The sequence below is a fragment of the Rhizobacter sp. P2_H2 genome (assembly GCF_056403375.1).
On record NZ_JBFUFP010000289.1, the window covers coordinates 1 to 5,614 of the forward strand.

The 5,614-nt window shown below is 70.4% G+C and carries 6 protein-coding genes and 1 pseudogene; 1 reads left to right on the forward strand and 6 read right to left on the reverse strand.

Features of this window, described 5'->3' with window-relative positions:
- Positions 1 to 201 (forward strand): annotated as a pseudogene (locus tag AC1D15_RS16015) (uracil-DNA glycosylase); the annotation flags it as partial.
- Between the two features lie 17 nt (positions 202 to 218).
- Here AC1D15_RS16015 and AC1D15_RS16020 read toward each other — a convergent pair.
- From AC1D15_RS16020 to AC1D15_RS16045, 6 genes are all read right to left on the reverse strand, one after another.
- Positions 219 to 1,613, reverse strand: a complete 1,395-nt coding sequence (locus tag AC1D15_RS16020) for a serine/threonine-protein kinase (protein WP_477826742.1) — start codon at positions 1,611 to 1,613, stop codon at positions 219 to 221.
- A gap of 21 nt (positions 1,614 to 1,634) precedes the next feature.
- A complete protein-coding gene (locus AC1D15_RS16025; protein ID WP_465111000.1) occupies positions 1,635 to 2,504 on the reverse strand; it encodes a Tll0287-like domain-containing protein in 870 nt (289 codons plus the stop codon).
- Positions 2,505 to 2,581: 77 nt separating this feature from the next.
- Positions 2,582 to 3,454 (reverse strand): FecR family protein, encoded by an 873-nt coding sequence (locus AC1D15_RS16030; protein ID WP_477826743.1) that lies wholly within the window; start codon positions 3,452 to 3,454, stop codon positions 2,582 to 2,584.
- 90 nt (positions 3,455 to 3,544) lie between these two features.
- The gene (locus tag AC1D15_RS16035; RefSeq protein WP_477826744.1) at positions 3,545 to 4,258 is read right to left on the reverse strand and encodes a GntR family transcriptional regulator; all 714 of its coding nucleotides are present in this window, start codon (positions 4,256 to 4,258) and stop codon (positions 3,545 to 3,547) included.
- Complete coding sequence (gene hpxZ, locus AC1D15_RS16040) at positions 4,255 to 4,629, reverse strand: oxalurate catabolism protein HpxZ (protein ID WP_465111003.1); 375 nt, start codon at positions 4,627 to 4,629, stop codon at positions 4,255 to 4,257. The genes AC1D15_RS16035 and hpxZ overlap by 4 nt, the downstream gene beginning before the upstream one ends.
- 11 nt (positions 4,630 to 4,640) lie before the next feature.
- A partial coding sequence (locus AC1D15_RS16045; protein WP_477826745.1) for an AtzE family amidohydrolase occupies positions 4,641 to 5,614 on the reverse strand: 974 nt, incomplete at its 5' end.

The window sequence follows — 5,614 nt, forward strand, 5'->3', positions numbered from 1 at the left end:
GTGCAATTGGTGGCGTGGCTTGGCATCAAGCGAATCATTTGCATCGGTCAAGACGCGTCGACCTACGCGAAGTCATTCGGCATCGAGGTGGGCTGCGTTCGTCACCCAAGTTACGGTGGTATAGCGGACTTTCGCGATGGCATGCAACGAATTTACGGAAGAGAACTTCGAGCCTTCTCGGGCCAGCCGGACCTCTTCTAGAGTCGTGAGCTAGACAGTTAAGCGCCGCGCCGCAGCGCCTCGATCAGCTTCTCGCGTTCCTTCCCGGCCGCCGCGTTCTCCGCCAGCAGCGCGAAGAACTGCTCCTGCGATTGGGCCTTCGCCTGCGCCTTCTTCACCAGCACGCCGGCGATCGGCCCGAGGTGGGCCGTCAGCACCTTGCGCGACTGCGTGACCATCTCGTCGGTCAGCGCATGGTGGCCGGTCGGCAGCGATGGGTTCACCGGGTGCGACACCGCCTGCGTGCCGGTCGCGCCGAGCTTCGCTGTGAAGCGCGCACGGTCGGCATCGCTGCCCAGGTGCTCGCACACCTTCGCCGCGAGGCTCGGCAGGTCGGTGCTGAAACGCGCCGCATTGCGCACCAGCACCTTCGCGACCGGCCCGACGAACGAGGCCAGCGCCAGCTCGACGCGGGCGAGCGTCTGCGGATCCCAGCCGGTCGGCGGCGCGGTCGTGCGGACCGAGCCGGCAGAGAGCACCACCGTCSGTGCATGCGGATCGGCGGATGGCGCCGCCGCCGGCCGCGGCGGCGCCATGATCACCGTCGTTTCCGATTCGTCGTCGGTCGACGGCAGCACGCGCCGGGCGAGCGCCTGGCGGAACAGCGCCGCGGTCGCGAAGCGCTCCTGCGGCTTCTTCGCCATCGCGCGCGCGACGATGCTGTCGTAGAAGTCGGGCCGCGGTGCGATGTCGATGCGGCTCGGCGGCGTCGGCGTGTCGTTCATCACCTTGTACATCACCGCCTCGGGCGAGCCGCGGAACGGCGACTGGCCGACCAGCATCCCGTACAGCAACACGCCGGCCGCGAACACGTCGACCCGGTGGTCCACGTTCTCGCCGACGTACTGCTCCGGCGCCATGTAGCCGGGCGTGCCGATCGTCGAGGTCATCTGCGTCAGCACCTGCGATTCGATGCGCGCGATGCCGAAGTCGGTCACCTTCAGCTGGCCGGCATTCGTCACCATCAGGTTGGCCGGCTTGATGTCGCGGTGCCACACGCCGTGGCGGTGCGCGCAGTCGAGCGCGTCGAGCAGCTGGTCCATCAGCTTCAGGATGTCGACCTCGGGCAGGCGCGGCGTGGCCGCGAGGATCTTCGACAGCGTGCGGCCCTCGACGTACTCCATCGCGATGAACGCGGTGTCGTCGTCTTCGCCGTACTCGTAGATCGGCACGATGTTCGGGTGCGACATGCGCCCGACCGCCTGCGCCTCGTTGCGAAAGCGCTCCGCGGTCGACGACCCCGACAGGTCTTCGCCGACCAGGTGCTTGCGGATCGTCTTGATCGCCACCGGCCGCTGGATGATCGGATCGAACGCCTTGTACACCACGCCCATGGCGCCTTCGCCGATCACGCCGGTGATCGGGTACTTGCCGAGTTGCTCAGGGTGCTTCATGGGCGGAGTGCACGCGCGATTTCACTCGAGGAGTTTGAGCGCGTGAACCAGGCTCTTGCGCATGCGCGCGAAGGATTCGGCCAGAACGCCGATTTCGTCACGCGATTTCGTGTTGAACTCCGGCGCGTCGAGCTCGCCCAGGCTGACCCGGTCGGACAGCGTCGACAGCCGGCTCACCGGCCGGATCACGAGCTGCCACAGCATCAGGTTCAACGCCAGCACGATCAGCAGGAACACGCCGGCCAGCAACGCCATCACGACGCGGAAGGCGCGGTCCGCGCGCTCCAGCGGCACCGACATCGGCACCGAGACGACCTGCGCGCCCAGCACCTCGGTCATGGTCCAGCCGAAGCCGTTGGCCGGGCCGTACTTGTCGACCATCGGCTTCGGCGCCGCCTCGACCGTGCTGTGGCAGCGCAGGCACACCGGGTTCGACAGCTTGATCGGCCGGGCGATGTAGGTGACCGGGCCCGACGGCGTCACGCGCTGGCCGACGAACTCGGTGCGCTCGGGGTTCTGGCGGAACTGCTGGATCACGTCTTCCTCCCAGTCCTGCGCGCGGTCGCGCGGGTTGGTCGGGTTCAGCATCGCCGGCTTGTAGGCGTACTCCGGGTGATCCTTGCGCAGCGTGTTCAGCACCTCGGTCGACGAGTAGGCCGGCACCGACTGCGGCAGGAAGGTGTACTTCATCTGCGTCTCCAGCAGCGGCGCGATCTGCGTCGCGGTGTAGGAGCTCACGGCCAGCGCGTTCTCCATCAGCAGCCGCGCGCGGTCCAGCACTTCGTCGTGGGCGTTCTGCTGCAGCAGCGCGCGGGCGATGTAGCCCGCGGCCCCCAGGCCGAGCGCGAACACGATCAGGAACACCAGGTTGAATTTGAGCAGCAGCTTCATGGGGCCTCTTGGGGGTGGTGCCGGGACTTACGTGAGGGATGACTGAACGGACGCATTGGCAGACGCAAAAACCGGCGTCATGGTCGGGTTTCGACCTTCCTGGGCAGGTATTTTTCCGGGAACAGCGTGCGGTCCCACTCCGGGTGGGCGCGCAGCGTGCCGACCAGGCCGCGCCGGAAATCCGCGTTGCGGGCCTCGCCTTTCCAGCGCAGCACGAAGCCCGCGCGCAGGCCGGCCTCGGCGTCGATCCAGGCCGCCACGTCGTCGTAGGCGATGCCCGACAGCCGTGCYGGCTCGACCTCGCGCGTCTTGAAGCGCTCGAGCCGCGACGGCAGCGTGTCGAGGAAATCCTTGGGCACGCGCTGGATGAAGGCCGCGGTGGGGCGCGGCGCGACGCTCGCGCGGGCCGCCCCGGCACGGGTCAGGAACTGCTCGCCCTTCAGCGTGACGTTGCCGAGCGGCCGGCCGTCGAGCAGCTCGGTGAGCGCGACCTCGCCGGCCTCGGCGAACACGTTGGCGTCCTGCGGCTGCACCAGCACGACGGCGCGCTGCGCGATCGCGGTCGCGTCGAACAGCGGGGTGTTGAAGACGGGGCTCGCGAGCGACGCCGGCGCCGTCACCTTGACCCAGCCCTGCAGCAGGTAGAAGCGGCCCGGGGCGCGGCCCGCGAGCTTCGGTGCGATCTGCAGCCGGGTGGCGGGGCCGAGGTCGGCGACCAGGCCGTCGGGGAACTCGATGCGCAGCAATCGGCCCTGGGTGCCGGTCTCGACGATGTCCTCGCGCAGCAGGYGCACGCCTTCGGCCGGGGCGTAGCGCGCGGCCTCACGGACCAGCACGGCCTCGCCGTCGACGATGGTCAGCGTGGCCAGCGGGGCGGCCGGGGGCGCGGCGGCGGCGAACAGCGGGACGGCGAGCAGCAGGCTCCACAACGTTYTCAGCCACATGGGCATACCTTCGCTTCGTGGGCGTGGGTTTTGGGGCCGACAAGCATAACGGCAGTGGGTGACGGGGCCTTCGACAGGCTCAGTCCGAACGGCGCCTCACAATTCTCCGGCCACCGGCCGCGCGCTGTGCAGCTTGTGCAGCGTGATCTTGCGCACCTCCGCCTTGCTGGCCTCGATGTGGGTGCGCAGCATCAGCTTGGCCGCGTCCGCCCGCCGCGCCAGGATCGCCTTCAGGATCTYCGCGTGTTCTTCGTAGGTGGCGCTGATGCGCGGCGGTTGCGTGAAATCAAGGCGGCGCACGATGCGGATGCCGTCGGTCACGTCGGCATGCACGCGCGCCATCTCCAGGTTGCCGGCGGCCGACACCAGCGTCGCATGGAAGGCCTCGTCGAGCGCGGCGACCTCGGCGGTGTCGGACTTGCGCTCCTTCTCGGGCACCAGCCAGACCGCCTTCAGCAGCCCCAGGTCGGGCATCGGCTCGGCCGCGCACAGCCGGTCGACCGCGGTGGCCTCGAGCACCACGCGCAGGTCGTACAGCTCCTCCAGCTTGCGGAAATCGAACGGCGACACGCTCCAGCCGCTGCGGAACGCCACCTGCACATAGCCTTCGAGCTCGAGCCGGAACAGCGCCTCGCGCACCGGCGTGCGCGACATCTCCAGCCGCTCGGCCATGTCGCTCTCGGTGAAGCCGTCGCCGGGCAGCAGCACGAAATCGAAGATGGCCGCCTTGATCCGGCGGTAGGCCGCCTCGGCGCGGGTCAGGTCGCGGGGGTTGGCGCGCGGGTTGTTCTTCGTGGCCAGCGGTTTCATCCGAGCAAGCTTACATGGGCCGACACCACCCGCCAGCCGGCGGGGGTGCGCATCCAGGTCTGCGTCTGCCGGCCGGGCCGCGTGCCGCCCTCGCGCTGGAACTCGATGTGCGTGGTCGCGAAATCCTCGCCGTAGGTCGTGAGCTGCGTGCGCAGCACGCTGCGCGCGAGGCCCGTGGCGGGCCGGGCCGAGCGGAAGGCGCGGATCGCCTCGATGCCGTACAGGTTCTCGCCGACGCCGTAGCGCAGCGTATGCGGGCTGTCCCAGAACAGCTCGTCGAGCACCGCCACGTCGTTGCCGACCAGCGCACGCTCATAGCGCTCGAACGCCGCGGTGAGTGCGGCCAGCACGTCGGGGCGGTTGATCTCCATCGGCCCGGGCCTCAGATCCCCGCCACCGGCGACGCGGCCGCGCCACTGGCTTCCAGCACGCGCGCCACGCGCAGCGCCAGGTCCTCGCGCCAGGGGGCCGCGATCACCTGCACGCCGATCGGCAGCTTCTGCATCCCGTGCGGCCACAGCGGCGCGGCCACCACCGGGCAGCCGGCGAACGACACCGGCTGCGTCAGCAGGCCCATCGACGGGCGGGTCGGCAGCGCGCTGCCGTTCAGCTCGAAGCTCTCGGCGCCGAGCGACGTGGCCTGCACCGGGGTCGCGGGCGCGAGCAGCACGTCCCAGTCGGCGAACAGCGCGTTGACGCGGTCGCGGTACAGCCGGCGAAAGCGCTGCGCCCGCACGTACCACTCGGCTGGCTGCAACGCGCCGGCGATGAAGCGGTCGAYCGACAGCGGCTCGTAGTCGGCGGCGCGTTCGCGCAGCGTCGGCAGGTGCAGCGCGCCGCCCTCGGCCGCGCTGGTGACGAAGGCGGCGGCGCGCGCGAGCGCGGCATCGGGCCACTGCACGCGGTGGGTCGCGTGCAGCACCTCGGCCGCGATCGCGACGGCCCGCTGCGCCGCCGGCCCGGCGTGTTCCTCGAAGTAGCCGTCCAGCACGCCGATGCGCAGGCCGGCGATCGGGTGGCCGATGTGCTCCAGCGCCGGTTGCACGCGCTCGGCACGGCAGCCGGGGTCCAGCGGGTCCGGGCCCTGCATCGCGTCGTAGGTGGCGGCCAGGTCTTCGACGCTGCGCGCGAACGGCCCCAGGTGGTCGAGGCTCGCGACGAACGGGAAGCTGCCGCGCCGCGACAGCCGCCCGAAGGTCGGCTTCAGCCCCCACACGCCGCACAGCGACGCCGGAACGCGGATCGAGCCGTTGGTGTCGGAGCCGAGCGTCACCGGCACCTGGCCGGCCGCGACCGCGGCACCGCAGCCGCCGGATGATCCGCCGGCCGTGCGCGTCAGGTCGCGCGGGTTGCGGC